Source organism: Rhodopseudomonas sp. RCAM05734 (genome assembly GCF_052658035.1).
Map to the genome: position 1 here is coordinate 2,056,214 of NZ_CP199742.1, position 24,700 is coordinate 2,080,913.

Below are 24,700 nucleotides of genomic sequence, written 5' to 3' on the forward strand. Positions count from 1 at the left end.
CGCCATGGTCGCCCAGCTCAGCTTTCACGACGTCACGCTCGGCTACGACCGCCATCCGGCGGTGCACCACCTGAACGGCGAGATCGCCGCCGGCAGCCTGCTGGCCATCGTCGGCCCCAACGGCGCCGGCAAGTCGACGCTGTTTCGCGGCATCGTCGGCATTCTCAAGCCGCTGGCCGGCGCGATCGGGCTCGGCGACCTCAAGCCGCGCGAGATCGCCTATCTGCCGCAGAGCGTCGATATCGACCGCACGTTTCCGATTTCGGTGTTCGATTTCGTCGGCACCGGGCTGTGGCGCACCACCGGTCTGTTTGGCGGGATGGGTAAGAAGGCGCGGCGACAGATCGCGGATGCGCTCGCCGCAGTCGGCCTCAACGGCTTCGAGAACCGCACCATCGGCACGTTGTCCGGCGGGCAGATGCAACGCATGCTGTTCGCGCGCGTGCTGTTGCAGGACGCGCGCGTCATCGTGCTCGACGAGCCGTTCAACGCCATCGACGCAAAAACCTCGGCCGACCTGATCGGCCTTGTCAGGCACTGGCACGCCGAGAAGCGCACCGTGCTGGCGGCGCTGCACGACATGGATCTGGTGCGCGCGAATTTTCCCGACACCTTGCTGCTGGCGCGCGGCGAAGTGGCGTGGGGGCCGACGGCGCAGGTGCTGACCGCGGAAAACCTCAAGGAAGCGCGGCGCATGTGCGAGGCCTTTGACGACGGCGCGTCGGCTTGCGTCGCACCGCCGCGGGCGGCATGAGCATGCTGTACGATGCGCTGATCGCGCCGTTCATCGATTTCGAATTCATGCGCCGCGCGCTGGCCGGCGTGATTGCGCTGGCGCTTGGCGGCGCGCCGATCGGCGTGTTCCTGATGCTGCGGCGGATGAGCCTGGTCGGCGACGCCATGGCGCATGCGATCCTGCCGGGTGCTGCGGTCGGCTTTCTGTTTTCAGGTTTGAATCTGTTCGCGATGACGTTTGGCGGGCTGATTGCAGGCTTTTCCGTCGCGCTGCTGGCCGGGCTGGTCTCGCGCGTCACCGAGATCAAGGAGGACGCGTCATTGGCGGCGTTCTATCTGGTGTCGCTGGCGCTCGGCGTCACCATCGTGTCGATGCGCGGCACCAATATCGATCTGCTGCATGTGCTGTTCGGCAACATCCTGGCGCTGGACGATCAGACGCTGCTGGTGATCGCCTTCAATGCGACCATCACGCTGATCGTCATGGCGGTCATCTACCGGCCACTGGTGGTCGAATGCGTCGATCCGGTTTTCCTGCGCACCGTGAGTCGCGCTGGCGCGCCGGCGCATCTCGCCTTCCTCGCGCTCGTCGTGATCAACCTGGTCAACGGCTTTCACGCGCTGGGCACGCTGCTTGCGGTGGGGCTGATGGTGCTGCCGGCGGGCATCGCGCGGTTCTGGTCGCGCGATATCACCGGCATGATCGTCATCGCCGTCGCAAGCGCCATGCTGGCCGGCTACTTCGGACTGGTGTTGTCGTTTCAGACCAAAGTGCCGTCCGGGCCGGCCATCATCCTGGTCGCGGCCGGAATTTACGTGATTTCGGTTTTGTTCGGCAATGTCAGTGGCTTGGTCCGGCAGTTGTTTCCCGGCCGGCATCTCGAGGCGTAAGCCCCAAATCCTGAGACGAAGTGGTGCAATTCATGTGGCGTTTTTGTGCTGTTCTGGGCTCCCTGTTAGCCCTTGGTTTTGCTGGTATTTCCGGCGCCTCCGCGCAGGATAAGATCCATGTCGTGGCGAGCTTCTCGATCCTCGGCGACTTCGCCAGAAATGTCGGCGGCGATCGCGTCAGCGTCACCACGCTGGTCGGTCCCGACGGCGATGTTCACGTCTACACGCCGTCGCCGGTCGACGCGAAGAAGGTCGCCGATGCGAAACTGCTGATCGTCAACGGGCTCGGCCTCGAAGGCTGGCTGCCGCGGCTGGTGCAATCCTCCGGCGGCAAGGCAACCATCGTCGCCGCCAGCGACGGCATCGCGACCCGCAAGCTGGACGGTCACGCCGACCCGCATGGCTGGCAGTCGGTGGCCAACGCGAAAATCTACGTCACCAACATCCGGAAAGCGTTGAGTGTCGCTGACCCCGCCGGCGCCGCGTCCTACAACGCCAATGCCGAGGCCTATCTGGCGAAGCTGGATGCGCTGGATGGTGAGGTGCGCAGCGCGGTGGCCACGATTCCGCAGGGCCGCCGCAAGGTGATCTCGACCCATGACGCGTTCGGCTACTTCGCTGCCGCCTACGGCCTCGCCTTCATCGCCCCGCAGGGCGTCTCCACCGAGGCCGAGCCCAGTGCCCGCGACATCGCGGTCATCATCACTCTGGTCAAGACCGGCAAGATCCCCGCGGTGTTCCTGGAAAATATCAGCGATCCCCGGCTGATGCGCCGGATCAGCGCCGAGACCGGGGCGAAGATCGGCGGAACGCTGTATTCCGACAGCCTGACCCGGGAAAACGGCGACGCCCCCACTTACATTGATATGGTCAGGCACAATATAAAGGCGCTGACGAGCGCGCTGACCAGCTAGCGCAGGGGCACCCCTGCTGCCGGCGCGCACCAAGCCCCGCTGGAGTGACCATGTCTGAAGCGACCGCCGCCAAAATCCCCGTGACCGTGCTGACCGGCTATCTCGGCGCCGGCAAGACCACGCTGCTGAACCGCATCCTGTCGGAGAATCACGGCAAAAAATACGCGGTCATCGTCAACGAATTCGGCGAGATCGGCATCGACAACGACCTGATCATCGGCGCGGATGAAGAAGTGTTCGAGATGAACAACGGCTGCGTCTGCTGCACCGTCCGCGGCGACCTCGTCCGTATTCTCGACGGGCTGATGAAGCGCAAGGGCAAGTTCGACGCCATCATCCTGGAAACCACCGGCCTCGCCGATCCCGCGCCGGTGGCACAGACCTTCTTCGTCGACGAGGACGTGCGGCTGCACACCCGCCTCGATGCGGTCGTCACGGTGGCCGATGCCAAGTGGCTGAGCGAGCGGCTCAAGGACGCGCCGGAAGCCAAGAACCAGATCGCCTTCGCCGACGTCATCGTGCTCAACAAGATCGATCTCGTCACCAAGCCGGAGCTTGCCGAAGTGGAAGCGCGCATCCGCGCCATCAACCCCTATGCCAAGCTGCATCGCACCGAGCGCGCGCAGGTCAAGCTGTCCGACGTGCTGGAGCAGGGCGCCTTCGATCTCGACCGCATCCTGGAGATCGAGCCGGAATTCCTCGATGCCGAGGACGGGCATGATCATGACCACGATCATCACGGCCACGACCATCATCACCATGACCACGGCATGAAGCACTATCACGACGAGGACATGCAGTCGCTGTCGCTGCGCACCGACAAGCCGCTCGACGCCGCCACCTTCATGCCGTGGCTGCAAGGGCTGGTCGCCGCCGAAGGCGCCAAGATGCTGCGCTCCAAGGGCATCCTGTCGTTCATCGGCGACGATGACCGCTATGTGTTCCAGGGCGTTCACATGATGCTGGAAGGCGATCACCAGCGCCCGTGGAAGGACGACGAGAAGCGCGAGAGCCGCCTCGTCTTCATCGGTCGCGACCTGCCGGAACAGATGATCCGCGACGGCTTCGCCAACTGCATTCCCGCGTGATGAGCGACTTCAATCCGCTGCAGGAGCAGGAATCCATCGTCTCGGTCACCGACCGCGTGGTGCCGGTGGCGATCGGCGCGCAGGTGATCGCGATTCATTTTCTCGGCGATCGCGCCGCCTTCGTCGGCGCCGAGGAGACCGTGACGCTGGTCAGCGGCAGCGGCGAGATGACGCCGGTCGCAGTGGCCAGCGGCGGCATTCTCTGTGCCGCCTCCGACGGCAACCGCGTGGTGATGGGCGGCGACGATGGCAAGCTTGTCGCGCTCGACCGCAACGGCAAGGTCACGACGCTAGCCACCGACGCCAAGCGGCGCTGGATCGACAACGTCGCTTTGCATCCCGACGGCGCGGTGGCGTGGTCGGTGGGCAAGGTGGCGTTCGTGCGCCAGCCGAAGAACGAGGAGAAGTTCTTCGAGGTGCCGTCGACCGTGGGCGGCCTGGCTTTCGCGCCAAAGGGGCTGCGGCTGGCGATTGCGCACTACAACGGCGTGACGCTGTGGTTTCCCAACATGGTGGGCAAGGTCGACGTGCTGGAATGGGCCGGCTCGCATCTCGGCGTCACCTTCAGCCCCGACAACAAGTTCCTGGTCACCGCAATGCACGAGCCGGCGCTGCACGGCTGGCGGCTGGCCGACAGCAAGCACATGCGCATGACCGGCTATCCGGCGCGGGTGCGCTCGGTGTCGTGGAGTGCCGGCGGCAAGGGACTGGCGACGTCAGGCGCCGACAGCGTCATCGTCTGGCCGTTCGGCAGCAAGGACGGCCCGATGGGCAAGGAGCCGGCGATGCTGGCGCCGCTCAAGGCCAAGGTCACCATGGTGGCCTGCCATCCGAAGCAGGACATCCTCGCCTGCGGCTACAGCGACGGCACCATCCTGATGGCGCGGATGACCGACGGCGCCGAGATCCTGGTGCGCGCCAACAAGGGCGAGCCGGTCACCGCGCTGGCCTGGAACGCGAAAGGCACGCTGCTCGCCTTCGCCGCCCAGGACGGCGATGGCGGGCTGCTGGAGCTGTAGGAGCGGACTCGTGTCCCGGACGCGGTGCAGCGCTCTTGCGCTGCTCCGCAGATCCGGGATCCCGCTTTCCCCTGTAAATAGCTGGGCCCCGGCTCTGCGGCGCACCACGCCACCCGACGATGCTTCGCATCGTCCGGCGACGCAGTGCACCGCGTCCGGGGCACCATTTTGGTCGCGACGGCGACTCGGCGCTGCGGCGCCGCCCGTGCCTACTTCAGCAGCGCGCGGATCTTGTCCGCGTCCGCCGGTGTGACGGGATTGTAGACCACCATGTTGAGGTCGGGCCGGCCGTCGACGGCGAAGGACGAGAATTCCATCGACAACGGTCCGGCGATCGCATGGTGCAGGACCTTGGTGCCGTCGCCATGCTGGCACTGCACATCGTTGTCGCGCCACATCGCCGCGAATTCGGGGCTGGTGGCGCAGAGCTCGTCGACCAGCGATTGCACGTTGCCCGCCGCACCGGCACGCGCCACATCGGCGCGGAACGACGCCACCACATAGCGGGCGACGCTTGGCCAATTGGGCTGCGCGCCACGGACCCGGCTGTCGCGGAACATCAGACGCAGGATATTGCGCTGTCCATCGGGCAGTTTGCTGTAGTCGGTGAGGACCGCCGCAGCGGCGCTGTTCCAGGCGATCACGTCCCACGTCGCCGTGCGGACGAAGGCCGGACTGTAGGCGAGCGTATCGAGCAGGCGTTGCAGGCGCGGTGAGATACCGTCCGGCGCCTGATAGCGGGCGGCGGGGAGCCGGCCGAGACCGAGCAGAAACAGATGTTCGCGCTCCGCGCTGGTCAGCATCATGGCGCGGGCGATGCGATCCAGCACGTCGGCGGAAGGCGCGCCGCCGCGGCCCTGCTCCAGCCAGGTGTACCAAGTGGCGCTCACATGGGCGCGCTGCGCCACTTCTTCGCGTCGAAGTCCCGGCGTTCGCCGTCGCTGCAGCGAAAAGCCGAAGGCCGCAGGATCGAGCCTGGCGCGGCGATCCTTGAGATAAGCCCCGAGCGGGTTGGCGTCCGTCATGCTGTTAGCAATTATACCCGTATAAGCTCACTACTTTACCCGAATGATGAACCTACCATATCCCTGCCTTCTGAACAGGGAGACTTTCTCATGCGTGTCTTCGTCACCGGCGCCGCCGGATTCATCGGCAGCGAAACGACAAAGGAGCTGATCGCACACGGGCATCAGGTGGTCGGCCTCGCGCGCTCCGAAGCCAACGTCGCGACGCTCAAGAAGCTCGGCGCGGAGGTTCATCGCGGCTCGCTGCAGGACCTCGACAGCCTGAAGAGCGGTGCGAGGGATGCAGACGGCGTGATTCATCTGGCCTTCATCCATGATTTCGCGAAATACGCGGAGAATGGCGCGATCGACAAGGCGGCGATCGAAGCCATGGGCGATGTGCTGGCAGGCACCGACAAACCTTTCATCGTCACCTCGGGAACTGGCCTCGTCGCGCCGGGTATGGTGGTCACCGAAGATATCAGGCGCGAGACCAGCGCGCATGTTGAGCGCGTGTCCGAGCAGGCGGGCCTGGCCTATGCGTCGCGCGGCGTGCGCGCGATGGTGATCCGCCTGCCGCAGGTGCATGGCGCCGCCGGCAAGGCCGGGTTGATCTCTTATCTGGTCGAGCTTGCGCGCCAGAAAGGCGCCGCCGCCTATGTCGGCGAAGGCGCCGAACGCTGGGCTGCGGCGCATGTGCTGGATGTCGTGCGCCTGTACCGGCTTGCGCTGGAGAACGGCGCGGTGGACGGGATCTACCACGCGGTTGGCGAGGAAGGCGTGGCCATGCGCGAGATTATCGACGTGGTCGGCCGCGCGCTGAATGTGCCGGTGGTGTCGATCACGAAGGAGGAGGTTGGCGATTATTTCGGGTCGCTGGCGGTGTTCGCCGGTCTGGACATGCCGGCCTCCAGCGCCCTGACACAGCAGCGGCTCGGCTGGACGCCGACCGGGATCGGCCTGATCGCCGACATCGGCCAGCCCGGCTACTTCAAGGCTTGAGCGCTCTCATCCCGAGAGCCTGACCGAGAAGCGACCAACAAGATAAGGCTCAGTCGTCATGGCCGGCGATATGCCGGCCATCCACATGGTCGCGAAACATCGTGGATGGCCGGGACAAGCCCGGCCATGACAAATTTGGCGGGCGTTTGAGTGTCCTGTCCAACGCCTGAGAATGCAGCTCGCTTGGCAGGACGCGCGGCCGCTACTTGAAGAACGTCTTGAGACCATCAATCACCACCTCCGGACATTCCTCCGGCACGAAGTGTCCGCAGCCCTTCGCCGTTCCGCCGCTGACATTGGTGGCGGCGGTCCGCAGCACGTCGACGAGGTTATCGCCGACGCCGAATTCGGCGCCGATCGCCAGCACCGGCATCGCCAGTCTGTGCTGCGCGCGCGCCCGGGCCTGCGCCAGCCCGTCGCTGCCGAACGCGGCGCGGTAATAGGCGAAGCCGGCGCGGACGGCGCCGGGCTGGCGGTAGATGTGGACATATTCATCGAGATCGGCTGCGCCGATGGCCCAGGTCTTTGACGCCTTGTTCTGAAACAGCCAGGTGAGGTATTCGCGCTCGCGGCCCTGCACCAGCAGCTCCGGCAGATCGTCGAGCCGGTTGAAGGCGAAATGCCACGACTTCACATTGGCGGCGTCGCTGGGGATGCCCGCCGGCGCCGGCGGCGTGACGCCGGGCAGGGCGGCGTCGAACAGCGCCAGGCGCTTGACGTCGCCGGGCCAGTCGGAGCCATAGGCATAGCCGATCCAGGCGCCGACATCGTGGCCGGCGACATCGATCGGCCCGTCTTGGGTCAGGGCCAGTGCCTCCACCAGCGCGTGGACGTCGGTCGCCACGGTCTTCATATCGTAGCCCGACGCCGGATGGCCGGAGTCGCCCATGCCGCGCGGATCGATGACCACCACATGGCGCCCGGCGGCGGCGAGGGCGGGCATGACGTGCCGCCACGCGTACCAGCTCTCGGGCCAGCCGGGGATCAGCAGCAAGGGCGCGCCGCTGCCGCCCTCCACATAATGCAGGTGCACGCCGTTCACGCTGACGCTGCCGTGATGAAAGGTGGTCCAGAAGCTGGCGGGATCGAAAGCCGGGGCGGCTTGCGGCTGTGCAGCTATCCGCGCCGGCACCAGCACGCTCGCGGCCAGTGCGAGGCCGAGGGCGAGACGGCGCAGGGAGGCCGCGGGCGACGTCGATTTGGATTTCAGGGTGGTCTGCATGGTCTATCCTTCCGTTGCGAAATACGCGAGTGCGGCGATCGGGAAGGCGATCCCGATCGACGATGCCAGTGCCCAGCCGCCATAAGCGAAGGTCCAGCCGCCGAGTGCGGAGCCGATGGCGCCGCCGGCGAAGAACGTCGCCATGTAGATGCCGTTGAGGCGGCCGCGCTGTTCGGCGCCGAGCGCGAAGATGGCGCGTTGTCCGAGCACGAGATTGGCCGACACGCCGAAGTCGAGGACGATCGCTGCGACGACCAGCAGGGTCAGGGCTGCCGGCGATCCCGCCGCGCCAAGCCAGGTCAGCACGAATGCGACAGCGACGGCCGCCATGGCCAGCGCGGTGGCCGCGCGGGTCCAGCCGCGATCGGCGAGCCGGCCGGCTATCGGCGCGGCAATGGCACCGGCGACGCCAGCCAGGGCGAACAGGCCGATTCCGGTCTGCGACAGCCGGAAGGCCGGTCCGGCCAGCAGCAGCGGCGTGACGGTCCAGAACAGGCTGAAGGACGCAAACAGGCAGGCTTGATAGAGCGCACGCCGCCGCAGCACCGGCGTCGTGTGGACGAGCTGGGCCATCGAGGTCAGCAACTGGCGATAGCTTCGGCTGCGCGTGGGGCACACGCCGCGGCAGGACCTTGCGCAGCACGATGGCCAGCACCACCATCATCGCCGCCGACAGCACGAACACCACCGGCCAACTCGACAGCGCCGCCACCAGACTGGCCGCCGGCCGCGCCAGCATGATGCCGAGCATCAGCCCGCCCATGACGTTTCCGACCACCCGGCCGCGAACCGCTTCCGGCGCCAGATGCGCGGCATAGGGCACCAGGATCTGCACCGCCACCGACCCGACGCCGATCGCCAGGCTGGCCGCCAGCAGCGGCAATGGGCTGGACGCCAAAGCGGCACCGAACAGGGCCAGAGCGGCGATGGCGATGACGCCGAGCACCAGCCGGCGGTTCTCGACGAGGTCGCCGAGCGGGACGACAAGCAGCAGGCCGGCGCCATAGCCGATCTGCGTCAGGGTGACGATCAGGCCGGTCGCCCCGGAGGGCAGGCCCACGGCGGCGCCGATCGGCCCCGCCAGCGGCTGGGCATAATAGATATTGGCAGCGATCAGGCCGCAGGCGACGGCGAGAATGCCGGTCAGCCGGGTCGACATCGGGGGCGCCGCGGCGGGTCGGCTTGGGGCGGGGGCGTGCATCGTACAACTCCATATAAGGGAGCGATTGATCCCTAATTACGCAAAAAAATCAGTCGAGCAGCTTCATGGCGGCATCGACCACGGCGGCCATCTCCTTGCGCGAGCGCCCGGTCTTACCGGCCACGCGCATGCCGCTGGTGACGCAGAGCATCAGCAGCGCCAACGCCTTCGGATCGCGCTGCGACGCGATCGAGCCGTCGGCCTGTCCCTGCGCGATCAGTTCGGCGAACCGCGCTTCGTTGCGCTTCACCGCCGCACCGACCGACGTTCGCAGATCCGCGTCGAAGGTGGCCAGTTCGACGGCGCTGCCGACCACGAGACAGCCACGCCGGCCTTCCTCGCCGTGCGAGGATTCCGCATAGATGTCGAGCACGGCGCGCAGTCGCTCGCGTCCGGAGCGCGCCGTCGCAAAGCGTTGCGCCGCCAGTTCGTCGCGCTTGCCGACGTAGCGGGCGAGGGCGGCGAGGAAGATCGCCGGCTTGTCCTTGAATGCCTTGTAGATGCTGCCCGAGGCCAGCGACATGGCGGCCTTGAGATCGGCAATCGAGGTGGCGTGAAAACCGCGCTCGCGGAATACGACGATCGCCTTGTCCAGCGCATCGCCGATGTCGAACTCCCTGGGGCGGCCCGGGCTTCTCATGATGTGCGTCTCGCGTTGCATGAGACCGATATAGAGATCGATCATTCCCTAATCAAGAGGGCTCATCGAAGGATGGCGCCGCGTCGCATCCCGGGCCGCTTGTCATCCGTTTGTCATCTGCTGTACGCATGACACCGCCATGCGTTTTCTCACCACGTTCCAGACCTACGACTTTCTCGACACGCTGCTCAGCCTGTCCGCGGCATTCGTGCTGGGGACGCTGATCGGCGCCGAGCGGCAGTACCGGCAGCGCACCGCCGGGCTGCGCACCAATGTGCTGGTGGCGGTGGGGGCTGCGGCCTTCGTCGACCTGGCGATGCATCTGGCCGGGGCCGATGGCGGCGTGCGGGTGATCGCCTATGTGGTGTCGGGCATCGGCTTTCTCGGCGCCGGCGTCATCATGAAGGAAGGCACCAATGTCCGCGGCCTCAACACCGCGGCGACGTTGTGGGGATCGGCGGCGGTGGGCTCCTGTGCCGGGGCCGACATGATCGCGCAGGCCATGGCGCTGACGGTGTTCGTGCTGGCCGGCAACACGCTGCTGCGGCCGCTGGTGAATGCCATCAACCGCGCGCCGCTCGACGAGCGCTCGTCGGAGGCGACCTATTTCGTCAAGCTGACGGTCGCCACCGACGCACTCGCCGACATGCGCGACCTGCTGGTCGAGCGGCTGGAGCGCGCCAAATATCCGGTGGCCAGTGTCGATATCGCCGAGCATGGCGACGACATGCAGGAAATCTCCGCCATGCTGGTGAGCACGGCGATTGACCCGGCCGAGCTGGATGCGGTGGTCGCGGAATTGCAACGCGGCAAGGACGTCGAGCACGCGACCTGGGAAGTCAGCACCAAGGACTAGGCAGCTCCGCACAGTGGAGCCATTGCCGGCTCATGCGGCAACCTGGCCGGATGGCGCGGGGAACCTTGCGATCCCCCATCCGTTGTTCGCCTGATATAACCGTGGTGGACAGCATGACCCCGATCCAGACCAAACGCGCCTTGCGCACAGACCTGCTGCTTGCCGGCGCAATGGTGGTTGCCGGTTCGGCGATCGCCCTGGCTTCCGTGGTGCAGTTGAAGGCGCACGATCCGCAGGTCATGGCGCAGGCCACCCCGCCGCTGCAGTCGACGCCGGGGGCGGCCAGCAAGCCGGCAGAGCCGGCGGAGCCCGCCACCACCGGCGCGCGACCGCACGATATTCCCCCGCAGCCTGCGCGTCCGGACCAGGACGCGCAGGCTGCCGGCGCGAAACCGGCGCTGCCGCCGGCCCCAGCCGAAAAAACCGCGCCGCCGATCCCGGCAAAATGAGGCGTTCATTTTCCGCCCGGGCGTGCCCAGGCCGACACGGCCCGCAAAGCGCGAGGCTGGCATCCGCAGATGCAATCCAGATTTCCGTTGGTCCCGCAATGAGTTAAGCTATGGCGCGCGGTGGCTGATGCACCGGCACAGCCGTCCACCCCCCCCCGGTGCGCATCCCGGCTTTGCTGCAAATTGGACGCTTTCAGCGCAGTTGCTCGGCCCGGATCGCGGGACGGTTGCTCATTTTGCATGCACGACAACAGGCCGGCCACCGCTTCAAGCGGGGCGCCGGTTTGCACTTTGAGCGCAGTATGGGCAAAAGCCCCTAATATCGCGCAGCGAATCAAAGGAAAGCACAATGCCCAAGTTGAACAAGTCTCAATTGATCGATGCGATCGCGGAAGCCAGCAACGTCTCGAAGAGCGATGTGAAGTCCGTGATCGAGAACCTGACGGCTGTCGGATACAAGGAATTGAACGAGTTCGGCGAGTTCACCATTCCCGGCTTTGCCAAGCTTTCGGTCGTCACTAAGCCGGCGACGGAAGCCCGCAAGGGCATCAATCCGTTCACCAAGGAGCCGATGGATTTCGCGGCCAAGCCGGCCAGCAAGAAGGTCAAGGCGCAGCCGCTGAAGGCACTCAAGGACGCCGTCTAAGCGCGTCCCGTCCGCCTGAAACCCGGAACGCGAGCGCGTTCCGGGCGGATGCTTGGCCGCGCCAGCGGCTTAACACACCGGCAGATCGCCCGCTCTTAGGCCGGCTTCTGCCCGCCGCCGCGGTGTTTTCGAAGCGACCATCCACCACCAACCATCATCACAGAATCCCGCTCTCCGTCTCAATGCAGTCGGCGCGGGATCGGTATCGCCTGTCTTGCCGGGCGCGTCGATGCGGGCTATGCGTTATATAGATTAAGTATATCGCGCTGGGATCCCTCGATGTCCATCGAAGCCACCATCACGCTCCGCAGCGCGGACATGTCGGCCGTCGGCCGCGAACGGATTCGGCTGCTGCAGGCGGTCGCGCGCGAAGGCAGCATCGCCGCCGGCGCCAGGGTCGCGGGCCTCACCTACAAGGCCGCCTGGGATGCGCTCGACGCCATGACCAACCTGTTCGGCCAGCCGCTGCTGGAAACCCGGACGGGCGGAAAGGCCGGCGGCGGTGCCAGCCTGACGCCGACCGGCGTGCGGGTCATCGAGGCCTTCGGCCGCCTCGAGGCGGAAATGGCCCGCGTCTTCCGGACCCTCGAGCCGGCGCTGGCCGGCAGCGGGATCACTCCCTTCAACCTCGTCTCGGGCTTCTTCATGCGAACCAGTGCGCGCAATGCGCTTCGCGGCACCATCACCGCCATCCACTCGGATACGCTCAGCGCCGAGGTGGCGATCGACGTATCCGGCGACACCACGATCTACGCGCTGGTGACCGCCGAAAGCCTGCGCGAACTCGGGCTCTGCGTCGGCCGCGATGCCATCGTGCTGGTCAAGGCACCGTTCGTCATCATCGCCCCTGGCGCCGAAGCGCCGCTGGTGTCGGCGCGCAATTGCATTCGCGGCACGGTCCGGCGCTGCGACATCTCTGCGGTCAACGCCGAGATCGTGCTCGACATCGGCAACGGCAAGACCCTCGCGGCCTCGATCTCCGCGCGCAGTGCCACAGCCATGGGCCTCGCGCCGGGGGATGCCGCCTGCGCGCTGTTCGACGCCGCCCACGTCATTATCGCCATCGACTGATCAGCAGGAGAGTCCCCGTGAAACCGATCAACCTCGTTCGCCTCGCCGGCGCCCTTGCAATCTTCGGCCTGACCTCGGGCAATGCCTTCGCGGCCCAGACCAATGTCGCGGTGGCCGCCAACTTCACCGGCGCCGCCAAGGAAATCGCCGAGGCGTTCCAGAAGAAGACCGGCCACGAGGCGGTGCTCAGCTTCGGCGCCAGCGGGCAGTTCTACACCCAGATCACCCAGGACGCACCGTTCCAGGTGTTCCTGTCGGCCGACGACGAGCGCCCGAAAAAACTGGTGGAGGACGGCCTCGGCATCGCCGACAGCCGCTTCACCTATGCCATCGGCAAGCTCGTGCTGTGGAGCAAGAGCGCCGATCTGGTGAAGGGCGAGGACACCCTCAAGACCAACGCCTTTACCAGGCTTGCGATCGCCAACCCCGCCGCTGCGCCCTATGGCACCGCCGCCATCGAGACGCTGAAGGCGCTGAAGATCTACGATGCCGTGCAGCCGAAGATCGTGCAGGGCAATTCCATTTCCCAGGCGTTTCAGTTCATCGACACCGGCAATGCCGAGCTGGGATTCGTCGCGCTGTCGCAGCTCGCGGGCAATACGACCGGCTCGCGCTGGCTGGTCCCCGCGGCGCTCTACACGCCGATCCGCCAGGACGCGGTGCTGTTGAAAAAGGGCGCGTCCAGCGAGGCGGCGATCGCTTTCATGGCCTTCCTCAAGGGGCCGGAGGCGCGCGCCGTCATCGAAAAATACGGCTACGAATACGGCAGCGAACGCTAGACGCAGATGGGCGGACTTCCCGCAGACATCTGGCAGCCGGTTCGGCTCACCGTCGAACTGGCCGCCATCACCACGATCATCCTGCTGATCGTCGGCACGCCGATCGCGTGGTGGCTGGCGCGCTCCAAGGCGTGGTGGAAGGAAGCGGTGGCCGCCGTGGTCGCGCTGCCGCTGGTGCTGCCACCCACCGTGCTCGGCTTCTATCTGCTGGTGGTGCTGGGACCGGACGGTCCCGGCGGCGCGCTGGCCGGCCTGTGGGGCGCGCGGACGCTGGCCTTCACATTTGAAGGCCTGGTGATCGGCTCGGTGGTGTATTCGATGCCGTTCGTGGTGCAGCCGATCCGCAATTCCTTTGCAGCCATCGGCGACCGTCCGCTGGAAGTGGCCGCCACCTTGCGGGCGTCGCCGCGCCGCGCGTTCTGGACGGTGGCGATTCCGCTGGCGCGGCCGGGATTTCTGGCCGGCGCGGTGCTCGGCTTCGCGCACACCGTCGGCGAGTTCGGCATCGTGCTGATGATCGGCGGCAATGTGCCGGGCAAGACCAAGGTTCTGTCGGTGGCGATCTTCGACTATGTCGAGACGTCGCAGTGGCGCGAGGCCAATATCCTGGCGGCCGGCATGGCCGTGTTCGCGTTCATCGTGATTCTCGCCATGACCTTGCTCGAAAAGCGCATCGCGCGGATCAACGCATGACCGCCACTCATTCTCCGACGATCCGGGCGGCGTTTCGCGGCACACTCGGCGGCTTTACGCTCGACGCGTCGTTTGAAGTGCCGGCCACCGGCGTCACCGCGCTGTTCGGCCCGTCCGGCTGCGGCAAGTCCACGGTGCTGCGCTGTCTTGCCGGCCTGCAGCACCTGGCGGGCAGCTTCTGCGCTGTTAACGGCGACGTCTGGCAGGACCGTAATATCTTCCGCGAGCCCTATCAGCGCCCGATCGGTTATGTGTTTCAGGAAGCCAGCCTGTTCCAGCATCTCTCGGTCCGGCGCAACCTGCTCTACGGCGCGCCGCGCGACGGCTCGGACTCCGGCGGCATTCCGTTCGACGAGGTGATCGATCTGCTCGGGCTCGGCCATTTGCTCGATCGTTCGTCGCAGCATCTGTCCGGGGGCGAACGGCAACGGGTGGCCATCGGTCGCGCGCTGCTGTCGCAACCGAAGCTTCTGCTGATGGACGAGCCGCTGTCGGCGCTGGACCGGCTCACCAAGGACGAGATCCTGCCGTTCCTGGAGCGTCTGCACCAGCGGCTGTCGCTGCCTGTGATCTATGTCAGCCACGACATGGCCGAGGTCGAGCGGCTGGCCGATCATCTGATCCTGATGCAGGCCGGGTCGGTGCTGGCGGCCGGCCCGCTCGGCGTCCTGCAGAGCGATCCGTCGCTGCCGCTGGCCGTCGGTCGCGACGCCGCCGTCAATTTCGATGCGACGGCCGGATCCTACGATGCGGCGTATGGAATTCTGACCCTTCATGTCGACGGCGGTCAATTGCTCGTCCCTGCGCCGCAGGTTACTGCGGGGGAGCGCCGGCGCCTGCGCATCGCCGCCAGCGACGTGAGCCTGGCGCGGGAAGCGCAGCAGGCGAGCTCGATCCTCAACGCGCTGCCGGCGCGGATCGTTTCGAAAACCGCGATCGGGCCGAGCGAGGTGCTGGCGGTGCTGGCGCTCGGACCCGACGGGGGCGGCGCGAAACTGCTGGCGCGGCTGACGCGCCGGTCGTGGGATCTGCTCGAACTGGCCGAGGGAATGGCCGTCATCGCGCAGGTCAAAGGCGTCGCGCTGGCGCCGGCGCGCGGGCAGGTCGCCGCCGATGGCGCCGCTCTTGCCGCACCAACCCGTCCCGCCTGATTCCATAGCACCGCAGAAGATGTCGACGTCAACCGGCTGTCACGGCGGCCGGGCCGCGGATCGGTTGCGTGCGCCCGCAATATAGGGTAGCCCCCTATATTATATTTCGCGAGGGCAAGCCGTGTCGCATACGATCAAGGACAAGAAGAAGCTCGTCTCCCGGGTTCGGCGCATCAAGGGGCAGGCCGAGGCGGTCGAGCGGGCGCTGGAGGCGGAGCTCGGCTGCGCCGACGTGCTGATGCTGGTGGCGTCGATGCGCGGCGCCATCAACGGCCTGATCACCGAGGTGATCGAGGACCACATCCGCCACCATGTGGTCGATCCCGCCACCGAGACGAATGCCGACCGCGCCCGGGGCACCACCGACCTGATCGACGCGCTGCGCACCTACCTCAAATAGGAGATGCGCTCATGACCCCGTTCGCCGACATCATTCAGCAGGGCGCCGGTCACGCGTGGCTGTTCGTGCCGAGCGCCATCCTGCTCGGCGCGCTGCACGGACTGGAGCCGGGCCATTCCAAGACCATGATGGCGGCATTCATCATCGCCGTTCAGGGCACCGTCTCGCAGGCGGTGTTGCTCGGCCTGTCGGCAACCCTGTCGCATACCGCGGTGGTCTGGGTGGTTGCGCTGGCCGGCCAGTATGCCGGCCAGGAATGGGGCGGCGAGGCCACCGAGCCATATTTCCAGCTCGCCTCGGCGGTCATCATTGTCGCGGTCGCCGTCTGGATGCTCTGGCGTACCTGGCGCGAGCAACATGCCGGGCACGGCGATCACCATCACCACCATCATGGCGACGACGTTCGCAGCATCGCGACCGGCAGCGGGCTGCTTCTGTTCGAAGTGTTTGAGGATGGCGTGCCACCGCGCTGGCGCATCCGCGCCGAGGGCGCGCTGCCGCCGGCGCAGGATATCTCCGTGGACATCATGCGTCCGGACGGCAACCGCCAGAGTTTTGGCTTTGCTGCCGGCCAGGGCTGTCTTGAAAGCGTCGACGAAATTCCCGAGCCGCATGCCTTCACGGCTTCGCTGCGGCTGCGCCACGGCGAGACGGTCGAAGTTCATGACGAAGTGTTCGAGGAGCACGATCACCAGCATCTGAATCTCGGCGAAGAGGACGACGCCCACGCGCGCGAACACGCCGCCGACATCCGGCGCCGCTTTAGCGGCGGCAAGGCGACCACCGGCCAGATCGTGATGTTCGGTCTCACCGGCGGCCTGATTCCCTGCCCCGCCGCGATCACCGTGCTGTTGCTGTGCATCCAGCTCAAGCAGATCAGCCTCGGCGTGGTGCTGGTGCTGTGCTTCAGCATCGGGCTGGCCTTGACGATGGTCTCGGCCGGCGTGCTGGCCGCGCTCAGCGTCAAACACGTCGCGACGCGCTGGTCGGGCTTCGGCACCTTTGCGCGACGGGCGCCCTACGCCTCCGGCGGCCTGATCATCCTGGTCGGACTCTACATGGGCGTGCAGGGCTGGAACGGCATCCGCCATTCCCGCGCGGCCACGCCGGCGATTACAACGTCGGCCCGCGCGATCTAGATTCGCTCCGGGGGAAGGTCGATGTCAGCAGCCGTCTCCCGCACGCCGCGCAAGTGCACGTAGACATAGTCCTGGTCGACGACGCGGAAGCCGATCCGCCGGCACATCTTTAGGCAGTGTAGGTTGCTGACGAGCACGCTGGCGCGCGGTGCCTTGCCCCGGTCGAGGGCGCGCCGCATCATGGCGCCGACGAACGCGGCGCCGAGGCCGCGGTTCTGGTTTTCCGGCATCAAGGCGATGTCGACGAACAGTTCGGCATCGCCCTCGTCGTTGGAGATCCAACAACAACCGGCTCGACCGGCTGAGCGATGCGGCGCCCGCAGCCGCGGCTGGCACCGGCGGCGCGCCGGCCGTGACGCAGACCGCTGAGGGCGCCGCGCAGCCGGCCGACCCGCGGCAGGATGCGCAGGCCTCGGTGCAGCAGCCGGCCGTGCAGTAGCGCCCGGCGCAAGGGAAGGACACACCGTGCTGCTGCCGCACCGGCGCCACCGCTCATGGTTTCGCTGCGCGATCTCTGTCGTGGCGTCGATGGCTGTCTGCGGCGGGCTGCGGGCGCAGGGCGCCGCCGATCAGTTGCCGTCGCTGCCCGACAATGCCGCGGAGATCCGCGCCCAGCTGACGCCGCGCAACTACACCACGCTGTCCAGCGAGATATCGGGGCGGATCGACGGCATCCTGACGCGCGTCGGGCAGCATTTCAGGAAGGGCGACTTGCTGATCCAGTTCGACTGCGTGACCCAGCGCGCGCAGGTGGCGCGGGCCAAGGCGGTGGCGACCCAGGCCGAGAAGACCGCGGCGATCAACCAGCGCCTCGCCAATCTCAAATCGATCAGCCAGCTCGAGCTCGACGTCTCGCGCGCCGAGGTCGAGAAGACCAGGGCGGAGCTCGCCATTGCCGCCGCCGCCGCCTCGAAATGCGAGATTGCCGCGCCGTTCAGTGGCGTCACGGTGGAGCAGAAGGCGCAGGAATTCCAGTACGCCGCGCCGGGCCAGCCGCTGCTGGAGATTCTTGACGACCGCAGCCTCGAAGTGGAGCTGATCGCGCCGTCGCGCGGGCTGGCCTGGCTGAAGCCCGGCTACGCCTTCCAGGTCCATATCGAGGAGATCGACAGGACCTATCCCGCCGAAATCACCCGCATCGGCGGCCGGGTCGATCCGGTCAGCCAGACCATCAAGGTATTCGGCGAGATCCGCGGCGATGCTACCGAGCTGATGGCCGGCATGAGCGGTCGCGCCTACATCCCGCCGCCGAAGAAGTAGCAGCATGGATGGGCCCGGCGCGTCTCACACGCGCTGCCTCGACCAAGTCAGTCTGATTAATTTGTAGCCGCTCGCAGCGCATGCTGCGGCGCGATGCAGTTGTGCTGCACGTCATTCAAACTTTGTGGCTGCGCCATTGCGGCCGGCGTGGTCCGCGACAATTCGCTGCATGGTGGCGATGAAGTCGGCCTGTTCCGCCTTGCTGAGTTTGCCGAGCGATGCACGATGCGCGTCGCGCGCGGCGGTCTCGATCTTCGCCAGCAGTGCTGTTCCGGCCGGCGTCAATCGGCAGATCCGGGCGCGGCGATCGTCCGCATCCACCGGCCGCTCGACCAGCCGGCGCGCCTCCAGTCGTTTCAGGGCGCCGGTGGTCGTGGTCCGATCCAGCGCGATATCGGCCGCCAAAGTGGTCTGATCGGCGGTTCCACGCTCCGCCAGCGCCGACAGCAGGCTGTATTGCAGCGGCGTGACTTCGAAGGCGCCGCAGGCTTTCCTGGAACAGGGCGACGTGGATCTGATGCAGACGCCGGATCAGGAACCCGGGCCGTTCCGCGAGCGGCCACGGGCGTTGGCTCCGCTCGCTGCGCTTGTTCGCCTTCTGCAACGTTCATCTCCTTGTGCGCGACGTCTGCCGGCCGCCCGCACTTTCGACGAGCGGCTCGGCAGTTATGGCACGAGCCTTGCTTTTGTAAAATACGAAGTATGCTTCGTATTTTGGCGGGCCGGCAAAGCCCGCCAGAAAACGCAGAGGAGAGTAGTGATGTCTATCAGCCCGACTTTCGACCTGTTGCTGCGCGGCGGACGCGTCATCGATCCCGCTTCGGGCATCGACGGCATCAGGGATGTCGCCATCCGCAACGGCAAGATCGCTGCAGTACAATCGGATATCCTGCCGACTAGTGCCAAGGAAGTCATCGATGTGACCGGCAAGTTAGTGCTGCCTGGCCTGATCGACACTCACGCGCATGTCTATCAATACGTCTCCGGCCGTTTCGGCATGAACCCAGACATGGTCGGTGTGCAGTCCGGCGTCACCACGCTGATCGATCAGGGCGGCCCGTCCTGCATGACGCTGCCGGGCTTCCGCCACTTCATCGCCGAGCCCGCAAAATCAAGGGTCTACGCCTTCCTGTCGGCCTATCTGGTCGGCGGTCTCGAGGGTCACTTCTATCCCAACCTGTACAGCCCCGATGGCGTCGACATCGACGCCACCGTGAAGGCGGCGCTGGCCAATCCCGATCTGGTGCGCGGCATCAAGGCCCATGCCGAGATCGGCGGTTTCGCGCGCTGGGGCATCCGCGTGCTGGAGATGGCGGCAGAAATCGGCAAGCGCACCGAACTGCCGGTCTATGTGCATTTCGGCCAGCTCTGGGGCCTGCCGGAAAGCGGCACCAATGGCGAGGACGTCGACACGATTTTGGAGCGGGTGATCCCGCTGCTGAAAGAGGGTGACGTGCTGGCGCATCCGTTCACGCGGCATCCCGGCGGTTTCGTCAATCGTGACGGCGAGGTTCATCCGGTGATCAAGGCTGCGATCGATCGCGGCCTCAAGATCGACGTCGGTCATGGCAGCCACTTCTCCTATCGCCTGGCGAAGAAGGCGATTGCCGCCGGCATCGTGCCGACCACGCTTGGCGCCGACATCCATGGCTACAACACCCATGTCCCCGCGCCGGCCGGAACGCCGGACCAGCATGAGGACGAAGAGAACCATCCGTTCGCCGGGCAGGCCAAGTTCAGCCTGGTGCAGGCCATGAGTTCGATGATGGCGCTGGGCCTGACGCTGGAGCAGGTGGTGCCGATGGTGACGTCGAACCCGGCCAAAATGATCGGCCTGTCGGACAAGGTCGGCTCACTGAAGGTCGGCATGGATGCCGACGTCTCGGTGATCACGACGAAGCCGGGCCGCTACACCCTGCGCGACAACGAGAACACCGAAGTGGTGGCCGATGGCCTGATGCAGCCGCTGTTCTGCCTGCGCGCCGGCGTGCGCCATGACGCTGTGGCGGCGATCTTGCCAGAGGCGGTCGCCGCCTAAGCGGCGATCGATCCATTAGGGGCGAGGGTTCGAGCATGCGCGACGCGCGCGATCTTTCTTCGACAGAGCCTGCTGAAAAGCAGGGCGTCGGCGCGCGCGTGATGCGCAAGGAAGACGACCGCCTGATGCGCGGTCGTGGCCAGTTCGTCGCCGATATCAGGCTGGCCGGCTTGCAGGACGTCGCCTTTCTGCGCAGCCCGGTCGCCCATGCGCGGATCCGCGCTATTCATGTGCCCGAGCGTTACCGCGACGTGGTGTTCACGGCGGCGGAACTTGATGGCGTGAAGCCGATCCGTGCGGTGACGAGCCTGCCGGGCTTCAAGATTTCCGACCAGCCGATCCTTGCCACCGACAAGATCCGCCAGGTCGGCGAACTTGTCGCCATGTGCGTCGCCGCGACCCGCGCCGAAGCCGAGGACATGGCGGCGTCGATCACCCTCGACCTCGAGGAGCTGCCGGCGGTGCACGACATGCTGCAGGCCCGCGAGCCCGGCGCGCCGCTGGTGCACGAGCACTGGGGCGACAACGTCTTTCTCGAAAGCTTCTTCGAGACCGATATCGCCTCGGCGCTGGATGCGCCGATCAAGGTGACGCGCGAGATTTCCACGGCACGACAATGTATGTCGCCGCTGGAAGGCCGCGGCGTGGTCGCCTCGTTCGATCATCGTCTCGACCAACTCACGCTCCATACCGGCAGCCAGATGCCGCATATCGTGCGCAACGGTCTGTCGGACTGCCTTGATATGGATCAAGGCCAGATCCGCATCGTCTCGCCGGATGTCGGCGGCGGCTTCGGGCACAAAGGGATTCTGCTGCCGGAAGAAGTTTGCCTGTCGTGGCTGACCATGAAGATCGGTAGGCCCGTGCGCTGGATCGAGGATCGCCGCGAACATCTGGTGGCATCAGCCAATTGCCGCGAGCATCACTACAGCATCACCGTCTACGCCGATCGCGATGGCAGACTGCGCGGCATCGATTGCGAGGCCACCGTCGATTCCGGCGCATACTCGTCCTATCCGTTCTCCGCGTGTCTCGAAGCCGCACAGGTGGTCAGCATTCTGCCCGGGCCCTATCTGATGCCGGCCTATCGCTGCCGCACCTTTTCGGTGGCCACCAACAAATGTCCGATCCTGCCCTATCGCGGCGTCGCGCGCACCGGCGTCTGTTTTGCGCTGGAGATCATGCTCGATCTGGTCGCCGCCGAAGCCGGGCTCGAACCGGGCGAGGTGCGCCTGCGCAATCTGGTGCGACCGGAGCAGATGCCGTTCGACAACATCACGAAAAAGCATTTCGATAGCGGCGACTATCCCGAGGCGATGCGCCGCGCGCTTGACATGATCGACGTCGACGCGGTGCGGGCACGTCAACGCCGCGGCGAAGCCGACGGACGGCTGATCGGCGTCGGCCTGTCGATCTATTGCGAGCAGGCAGCGCACGGCACCTCGGTCTATTCCGGCTGGGGCATTCCGATGGTGCCCGGCCACGAACAGGCCACCGCGCGGCTGACGCCCGATGGCGGGCTCGAACTGCGCGTCGGCGTGCATTCCCACGGCCAGGGCATGGAGACCACGCTGGCGCAGGTCGCCCATGAAATGCTCGGCATCGATGTCGCCAAGGTCCGCGTCGTTCATGGCGACACGGCGATGACTCCGTATTCGACTGGCACATGGGGTTCCCGCTCCATGGTGATGGCCGGCGGCGCGGTGGCCACCGCCTGCGCCGAGCTTGGCGAACGCGCCCGGAAGATCGGCGCCAAGCTGCTGCAGTGTGACGAGGCCGACGTGATCCTGACCGACGGCGAGGTGCGCGGCGTCAGCGGCAGCGTAACGCTGCAGGAGATCGCATACACCTGGTATCGCCGCCCGCAGGATCTGCCGGGCGATGTCGACCCCGCCGGCCTCGAGACCACCTCCGGCTACAAGCCGCAGCGCGATTCCGGCACCTTCAGCTATGCCGCGCATGCTGTCATCGTCGCCGTCGATCCCGATCTCGGCGACGTCGAGATTCTCGACTACGTCATCGTCGAGGACGGCGGCGTGCTGGTCAATCCGATGATCGTCGACGGCCAGATCTTTGGCGGCCTGGCGCAGGGCATAGGCACCGCGCTCTATGAGGAGATGCCGTTCGATCGCGCCGGCCAGCCGCTGGCCACGACGCTCGCCGACTACCTGCTGCCTGGTCCGACCGAAGTCCCGTCTCCAAGGATGGACCATATGGAGACGCCGTCGCCCTACACGACATTCGGCGTCAAGGGCATCGGCGAGGGCGGTGCCATCGCGCCGCCGGCGGCGATCGCCAATGCCGTCAACGACGCGCTGCGCGGCCTCGGCGTCGAGTTGCTGCATTCGCCGATCACGCCGCGGCGCATCGTCGAAGGCATTCTGGCTGCTGGCGAAACGGAAAGGCCCGCGGCATGAAGCCGGCCCCCTTCGCCTATGAACGGCCGCGCGATCTCACCGCGGCGCTTGCTGCGATCTCCGGCGATGGCGTCACAAAGATCATCGCGGGCGGTCAGTCGCTCGGCCCGATGCTCAATCTGCGGCTGGTGGCGCCCGACCTGATCGTCGATATCGGCGGGCTCGCTGAATTGAAGCATGTGGATCGCGTCGGCGACGATCTGGTGATCGGCGCCTGCGTGACTCACGCGGATATCGAGGACAATCGTATTCCCGACGTGACCAGAGGCGCCATGCAGCGCGTCGCCTCGGTCATCGCCTATCGTGCGGTGCGCAACCGCGGCACCGTCGGCGGCTCGCTGAGCCACGCCGATCCGTCGGCGGACTGGATTTCGGCGCTGACGGCGCTGGGTGCCACGCTCACTTTGCGTCGTGCGATCGGCGCGCGACGCGTTGCGATGAGTGAGTTCGTGCTGGGCGCGCTGGAGACGGCTCTGCAACCCGGCGAGATGATCGAGTCAGTGCGCGTGCCGGCGATGTCGGCCTCAGCGCGCTGGGGCTACGTCAAGGCCTGCCGCAAGACCGGCGAATTCGCCCATGCCATTGGCGCGGTGATGATCGATCCCGAGGCCGGCACCGCACGCATTGTGATCGGTGCCGTCGAGGCGGCGCCCGTGGTCATCGACGATGCAACGGAGCTGTTCGGCGGCCGCATTGGCGGCGACTTCGGCGGCAAGTTCGATCCGCGCGTGGTGGACAGAATCCTGGCGAAGGCCGGCATCACCGATGCTGCTGACCGCCATATCCATGTCGCCGTGCTGCGAAAAGCCATCGCGCAGGCCGCGGCATGAACAATATCGGACTCACAGTAAACCATCGCGCGGTCCATGCGCTGGTCGAGCCGCGCACCAGCCTCGCCGATTTCCTGCGCGACGAGCGCAACCTCACCGGCACCAATCTCGGCTGCGAGCACGGCGTCTGCGGTGCCTGCACGCTGCTGCTCGACGGCGTGCCGGCGCGTTCCTGCATCACCTTTGCGGTGTCCTGCGACGGCGCCGATGTCACGACCATCGAAGGCCTCGACGACGATGAGATCGCCACGGAATTGCGCGCTGCCTTCAGCCGCGAGCACGCGCTGCAGTGCGGCTACTGCACGCCGGGCATGCTGGTGTCGGCACGCGATCTGGTGAAGCGGCTGCCGGATGCCGACGAGCAGGCGATCCGCGTGGGCATGAGCGGCAACCTGTGCCGCTGCACCGGCTATGTCGGCATCGTCCGTGCCGTGCAGTCGGTGATTACGGCGCGTCGCGCCCGCGGGATCGCGGCGGAGCATGATGCTGGGCGCAAGTTGATCGGTCCGGTGGGTTCGGGCCATGCTGCCTGCGTCAGTGCGAAACCATCCGCCGCCATGGTTGCGCCGGTCGAAACTATCACCGCAGTCGCGCAGCTCGTCATTCCCGACTTCACGCCATCGACCGTTCTCGATCGGCACTTTGACGTCGCGCATTCGCCCGCAAAAGTGTTTGCGATGTTCGAGGATATCGCCGCTGTCGCGGCCTGCCTGCCCGGCGCGTCGCTGACGGGCACGCCGGTGCCGGAGCGCGTCGAGGGCGCGATTCGCGTCAGGATCGGTCCGATCTCCGCGAATTTCAGCGGTGCGGCGCGGGTCGAGAGCGATGCCGCGCAGCTGTCCGGCCGCATCCTCGGCATTGGCGTTGACCAGCGCAGCCGCTCACAGACGCAGGGCGAGATCCGCTATCGGTTGCTGCCGCTTCAGGATGGTGCTGCGACGCGCGTTGAGTTGTCGATCGGCTACAGCCTGACCGGCATGCTGGCACAGGTTGGCCGTTCCGGCCTGGTGCGCGATCTCGCGGCACGGCTGATTGCAGAATTTGCGCGCAATCTGGATCGCCGGCTGTCGCATGGCGCAAATGCAGCGGTGGCGCCCGCCGCCGAGCTCAACGGTATTTCGCTTGTCTTCGGGCTGCTGCGCGATCGCGCAACACGCGCGCTGCGCCGGGTTATCGGCCGCGGAGACACGGCATCATGAATCGGCGCCCGCATATCCTGCGCGGCGGCGACGTTTGGACTGCGCCCGTTTCACCA

At 66.4% G+C, this 24,700-nt stretch carries 25 protein-coding genes and 1 pseudogene; 20 read left to right on the forward strand and 6 right to left on the reverse strand.

From position 1 onward, the window contains the following. The first annotated feature begins 4 nt into the window (after positions 1-4). Genes ACUXVA_RS09785 through ACUXVA_RS09805 form a run of 5 tightly spaced genes read left to right on the forward strand, consistent with a single transcriptional unit; the run spans position 5 to position 4,647 of the window. Complete coding sequence (locus ACUXVA_RS09785) at positions 5-754, forward strand: metal ABC transporter ATP-binding protein (protein WP_445491851.1); 750 nt, start codon at positions 5-7, stop codon at positions 752-754. A 2-nt stretch (positions 755-756) separates the two neighbouring features. Then, a complete protein-coding gene (locus tag ACUXVA_RS09790; RefSeq protein ID WP_265083849.1) occupies positions 757-1,626 on the forward strand; it encodes a metal ABC transporter permease in 870 nt (289 codons plus the stop codon). Positions 1,627-1,658: 32 nt separating this feature from the next. Further along, positions 1,659-2,540 (forward strand): metal ABC transporter substrate-binding protein, encoded by an 882-nt coding sequence (locus tag ACUXVA_RS09795; protein WP_445491853.1) that lies wholly within the window; start codon positions 1,659-1,661, stop codon positions 2,538-2,540. A 50-nt stretch (positions 2,541-2,590) separates the two neighbouring features. Continuing rightward, the gene (locus tag ACUXVA_RS09800) at positions 2,591-3,628 is read left to right on the forward strand and encodes a CobW family GTP-binding protein (RefSeq protein ID WP_445491855.1); all 1,038 of its coding nucleotides are present in this window, start codon (positions 2,591-2,593) and stop codon (positions 3,626-3,628) included. Beyond that, positions 3,628-4,647, forward strand: a complete 1,020-nt coding sequence (locus tag ACUXVA_RS09805; protein WP_265080486.1) for a WD40 repeat domain-containing protein — start codon at positions 3,628-3,630, stop codon at positions 4,645-4,647. Before ACUXVA_RS09800 ends, ACUXVA_RS09805 begins: the two co-directional genes overlap by 1 nt. A 209-nt stretch (positions 4,648-4,856) precedes the next feature. Here the strand turns inward: ACUXVA_RS09805 and ACUXVA_RS09810 are convergent, their stop codons facing one another. Further along, positions 4,857-5,672: a helix-turn-helix transcriptional regulator gene (locus ACUXVA_RS09810; RefSeq protein WP_265080485.1), complete on the reverse strand. Its 816-nt coding sequence runs from the start codon at positions 5,670-5,672 to the stop codon at positions 4,857-4,859. A gap of 90 nt (positions 5,673-5,762) precedes the next feature. Here ACUXVA_RS09810 and ACUXVA_RS09815 point away from each other — a divergent pair, with 90 nt between their 5' ends. Beyond that, on the forward strand, positions 5,763-6,653 hold the full coding sequence (locus ACUXVA_RS09815) for an SDR family oxidoreductase (RefSeq protein ID WP_445491858.1): 891 nt from the start codon (positions 5,763-5,765) through the stop codon (positions 6,651-6,653). 202 nt (positions 6,654-6,855) lie between these two features. Here the strand turns inward: ACUXVA_RS09815 and ACUXVA_RS09820 are convergent, their stop codons facing one another. The 3 genes and pseudogenes from ACUXVA_RS09820 to ACUXVA_RS09830 all read right to left on the reverse strand — a co-directional run bounded on the left by ACUXVA_RS09820 (position 6,856) and on the right by ACUXVA_RS09830 (position 9,761). Then, positions 6,856-7,875 (reverse strand): alpha/beta fold hydrolase, encoded by a 1,020-nt coding sequence (locus tag ACUXVA_RS09820; RefSeq protein ID WP_265080483.1) that lies wholly within the window; start codon positions 7,873-7,875, stop codon positions 6,856-6,858. Between the two features lie 3 nt (positions 7,876-7,878). Beyond that, positions 7,879-9,076, reverse strand: a pseudogene (locus ACUXVA_RS09825) (MFS transporter). Between the two features lie 49 nt (positions 9,077-9,125). After that, entirely contained in the window at positions 9,126-9,761 is a 636-nt protein-coding gene (locus ACUXVA_RS09830) for a TetR/AcrR family transcriptional regulator (protein WP_445491861.1), read from the reverse strand. A gap of 94 nt (positions 9,762-9,855) precedes the next feature. On the opposite strand from ACUXVA_RS09830, the gene ACUXVA_RS09835 reads away from it, so the two are divergent. The 9 genes from ACUXVA_RS09835 to ACUXVA_RS09875 all read left to right on the forward strand — a co-directional run bounded on the left by ACUXVA_RS09835 (position 9,856) and on the right by ACUXVA_RS09875 (position 16,900). Beyond that, the gene (locus ACUXVA_RS09835; RefSeq protein WP_265080480.1) at positions 9,856-10,572 is read left to right on the forward strand and encodes an MgtC/SapB family protein; all 717 of its coding nucleotides are present in this window, start codon (positions 9,856-9,858) and stop codon (positions 10,570-10,572) included. Positions 10,573-10,685: 113 nt separating this feature from the next. Further along, on the forward strand, positions 10,686-11,021 hold the full coding sequence (locus ACUXVA_RS09840; RefSeq protein ID WP_445491863.1) for a hypothetical protein: 336 nt from the start codon (positions 10,686-10,688) through the stop codon (positions 11,019-11,021). A gap of 349 nt (positions 11,022-11,370) precedes the next feature. Further along, complete coding sequence (locus ACUXVA_RS09845; protein ID WP_265080479.1) at positions 11,371-11,667, forward strand: HU family DNA-binding protein; 297 nt, start codon at positions 11,371-11,373, stop codon at positions 11,665-11,667. 279 nt (positions 11,668-11,946) lie between these two features. Further along, positions 11,947-12,738, forward strand: coding sequence for a TOBE domain-containing protein (locus ACUXVA_RS09850; RefSeq protein ID WP_265080478.1), 792 nt, complete (start codon positions 11,947-11,949; stop codon positions 12,736-12,738). A 17-nt stretch (positions 12,739-12,755) separates the two neighbouring features. Then, positions 12,756-13,517 carry a molybdate ABC transporter substrate-binding protein gene (gene modA / locus ACUXVA_RS09855; protein WP_445491866.1) on the forward strand — a complete coding sequence of 254 codons (762 nt, stop codon included), beginning with the start codon at positions 12,756-12,758 and terminating at the stop codon, positions 13,515-13,517. 6 nt (positions 13,518-13,523) lie between these two features. Next, the gene (gene modB / locus ACUXVA_RS09860; RefSeq protein WP_445491868.1) at positions 13,524-14,210 is read left to right on the forward strand and encodes a molybdate ABC transporter permease subunit; all 687 of its coding nucleotides are present in this window, start codon (positions 13,524-13,526) and stop codon (positions 14,208-14,210) included. Next, a complete protein-coding gene (gene modC, locus ACUXVA_RS09865) occupies positions 14,207-15,361 on the forward strand; it encodes a molybdenum ABC transporter ATP-binding protein (RefSeq protein WP_445491870.1) in 1,155 nt (384 codons plus the stop codon). The genes modB and modC overlap by 4 nt, the downstream gene beginning before the upstream one ends. Positions 15,362-15,482: 121 nt before the next feature. Beyond that, entirely contained in the window at positions 15,483-15,761 is a 279-nt protein-coding gene (locus tag ACUXVA_RS09870) for a metal/formaldehyde-sensitive transcriptional repressor (protein ID WP_265080475.1), read from the forward strand. Between the two features lie 11 nt (positions 15,762-15,772). Continuing rightward, positions 15,773-16,900: a nickel/cobalt efflux transporter gene (locus ACUXVA_RS09875; protein WP_445491872.1), complete on the forward strand. Its 1,128-nt coding sequence runs from the start codon at positions 15,773-15,775 to the stop codon at positions 16,898-16,900. On the opposite strand, the gene ACUXVA_RS09880 is transcribed toward ACUXVA_RS09875, so the two are convergent. Then, the gene (locus ACUXVA_RS09880) at positions 16,897-17,364 is read right to left on the reverse strand and encodes a GNAT family N-acetyltransferase (protein ID WP_445491874.1); all 468 of its coding nucleotides are present in this window, start codon (positions 17,362-17,364) and stop codon (positions 16,897-16,899) included. The genes ACUXVA_RS09875 and ACUXVA_RS09880 overlap by 4 nt on opposite strands. Position 17,365: 1 nt before the next feature. Between ACUXVA_RS09880 and ACUXVA_RS09885 the strand changes: the two genes are divergently transcribed. Further along, positions 17,366-18,160 carry an efflux RND transporter periplasmic adaptor subunit gene (locus ACUXVA_RS09885; protein ID WP_445491876.1) on the forward strand — a complete coding sequence of 265 codons (795 nt, stop codon included), beginning with the start codon at positions 17,366-17,368 and terminating at the stop codon, positions 18,158-18,160. A gap of 111 nt (positions 18,161-18,271) precedes the next feature. On the opposite strand, the gene ACUXVA_RS09890 is transcribed toward ACUXVA_RS09885, so the two are convergent. Then, positions 18,272-18,679 carry a MarR family winged helix-turn-helix transcriptional regulator gene (locus ACUXVA_RS09890; RefSeq protein ID WP_445493272.1) on the reverse strand — a complete coding sequence of 136 codons (408 nt, stop codon included), beginning with the start codon at positions 18,677-18,679 and terminating at the stop codon, positions 18,272-18,274. A gap of 241 nt (positions 18,680-18,920) precedes the next feature. Between ACUXVA_RS09890 and ACUXVA_RS09895 the strand changes: the two genes are divergently transcribed. The 4 genes from ACUXVA_RS09895 to ACUXVA_RS09910 are packed head-to-tail and all read left to right on the forward strand — an operon-like array spanning position 18,921 to position 24,644. Continuing rightward, the gene (locus ACUXVA_RS09895; protein WP_445491878.1) at positions 18,921-20,198 is read left to right on the forward strand and encodes an amidohydrolase/deacetylase family metallohydrolase; all 1,278 of its coding nucleotides are present in this window, start codon (positions 18,921-18,923) and stop codon (positions 20,196-20,198) included. A gap of 35 nt (positions 20,199-20,233) precedes the next feature. Continuing rightward, positions 20,234-22,615, forward strand: coding sequence for a xanthine dehydrogenase family protein molybdopterin-binding subunit (locus ACUXVA_RS09900; RefSeq protein WP_445491880.1), 2,382 nt, complete (start codon positions 20,234-20,236; stop codon positions 22,613-22,615). Beyond that, positions 22,612-23,445, forward strand: a complete 834-nt coding sequence (locus ACUXVA_RS09905; protein ID WP_445491882.1) for an FAD binding domain-containing protein — start codon at positions 22,612-22,614, stop codon at positions 23,443-23,445. The genes ACUXVA_RS09900 and ACUXVA_RS09905 overlap by 4 nt, the downstream gene beginning before the upstream one ends. Further along, positions 23,442-24,644: a xanthine dehydrogenase family Fe-S subunit gene (locus ACUXVA_RS09910; RefSeq protein ID WP_445491884.1), complete on the forward strand. Its 1,203-nt coding sequence runs from the start codon at positions 23,442-23,444 to the stop codon at positions 24,642-24,644. The genes ACUXVA_RS09905 and ACUXVA_RS09910 overlap by 4 nt, the downstream gene beginning before the upstream one ends. The last annotated feature ends 56 nt before the right edge of the window (positions 24,645-24,700 follow it).

Coding starts and splice junctions, on each gene's coding strand:
- ACUXVA_RS09800 (WP_445491855.1), top strand. CDS start 2,591: ATGTCTGAAGCGACCGCCGCCAAAATCCCCGTGACCGTGCTGACCGGC.
- ACUXVA_RS09795 (WP_445491853.1), top strand. CDS start 1,659: ATGTGGCGTTTTTGTGCTGTTCTGGGCTCCCTGTTAGCCCTTGGTTTT.
- modC (WP_445491870.1), top strand. CDS start 14,207: ATGACCGCCACTCATTCTCCGACGATCCGGGCGGCGTTTCGCGGCACA.
- ACUXVA_RS09785 (WP_445491851.1), top strand. CDS start 5: ATGGTCGCCCAGCTCAGCTTTCACGACGTCACGCTCGGCTACGACCGC.
- ACUXVA_RS09805 (WP_265080486.1), top strand. CDS start 3,628: ATGAGCGACTTCAATCCGCTGCAGGAGCAGGAATCCATCGTCTCGGTC.
- ACUXVA_RS09850 (WP_265080478.1), top strand. CDS start 11,947: ATGTCCATCGAAGCCACCATCACGCTCCGCAGCGCGGACATGTCGGCC.
- ACUXVA_RS09810 (WP_265080485.1), bottom strand. CDS start 5,672: ATGACGGACGCCAACCCGCTCGGGGCTTATCTCAAGGATCGCCGCGCC.
- ACUXVA_RS09905 (WP_445491882.1), top strand. CDS start 22,612: ATGAAGCCGGCCCCCTTCGCCTATGAACGGCCGCGCGATCTCACCGCG.
- ACUXVA_RS09910 (WP_445491884.1), top strand. CDS start 23,442: ATGAACAATATCGGACTCACAGTAAACCATCGCGCGGTCCATGCGCTG.
- ACUXVA_RS09815 (WP_445491858.1), top strand. CDS start 5,763: ATGCGTGTCTTCGTCACCGGCGCCGCCGGATTCATCGGCAGCGAAACG.
- ACUXVA_RS09790 (WP_265083849.1), top strand. CDS start 757: ATGCTGTACGATGCGCTGATCGCGCCGTTCATCGATTTCGAATTCATG.
- ACUXVA_RS09840 (WP_445491863.1), top strand. CDS start 10,686: ATGACCCCGATCCAGACCAAACGCGCCTTGCGCACAGACCTGCTGCTT.
- modB (WP_445491868.1), top strand. CDS start 13,524: ATGGGCGGACTTCCCGCAGACATCTGGCAGCCGGTTCGGCTCACCGTC.
- ACUXVA_RS09830 (WP_445491861.1), bottom strand. CDS start 9,761: ATGATCGATCTCTATATCGGTCTCATGCAACGCGAGACGCACATCATG.
- ACUXVA_RS09845 (WP_265080479.1), top strand. CDS start 11,371: ATGCCCAAGTTGAACAAGTCTCAATTGATCGATGCGATCGCGGAAGCC.
- ACUXVA_RS09895 (WP_445491878.1), top strand. CDS start 18,921: ATGTCTATCAGCCCGACTTTCGACCTGTTGCTGCGCGGCGGACGCGTC.
- ACUXVA_RS09900 (WP_445491880.1), top strand. CDS start 20,234: ATGCGCGACGCGCGCGATCTTTCTTCGACAGAGCCTGCTGAAAAGCAG.
- ACUXVA_RS09835 (WP_265080480.1), top strand. CDS start 9,856: ATGCGTTTTCTCACCACGTTCCAGACCTACGACTTTCTCGACACGCTG.
- ACUXVA_RS09875 (WP_445491872.1), top strand. CDS start 15,773: ATGACCCCGTTCGCCGACATCATTCAGCAGGGCGCCGGTCACGCGTGG.
- ACUXVA_RS09820 (WP_265080483.1), bottom strand. CDS start 7,875: ATGCAGACCACCCTGAAATCCAAATCGACGTCGCCCGCGGCCTCCCTG.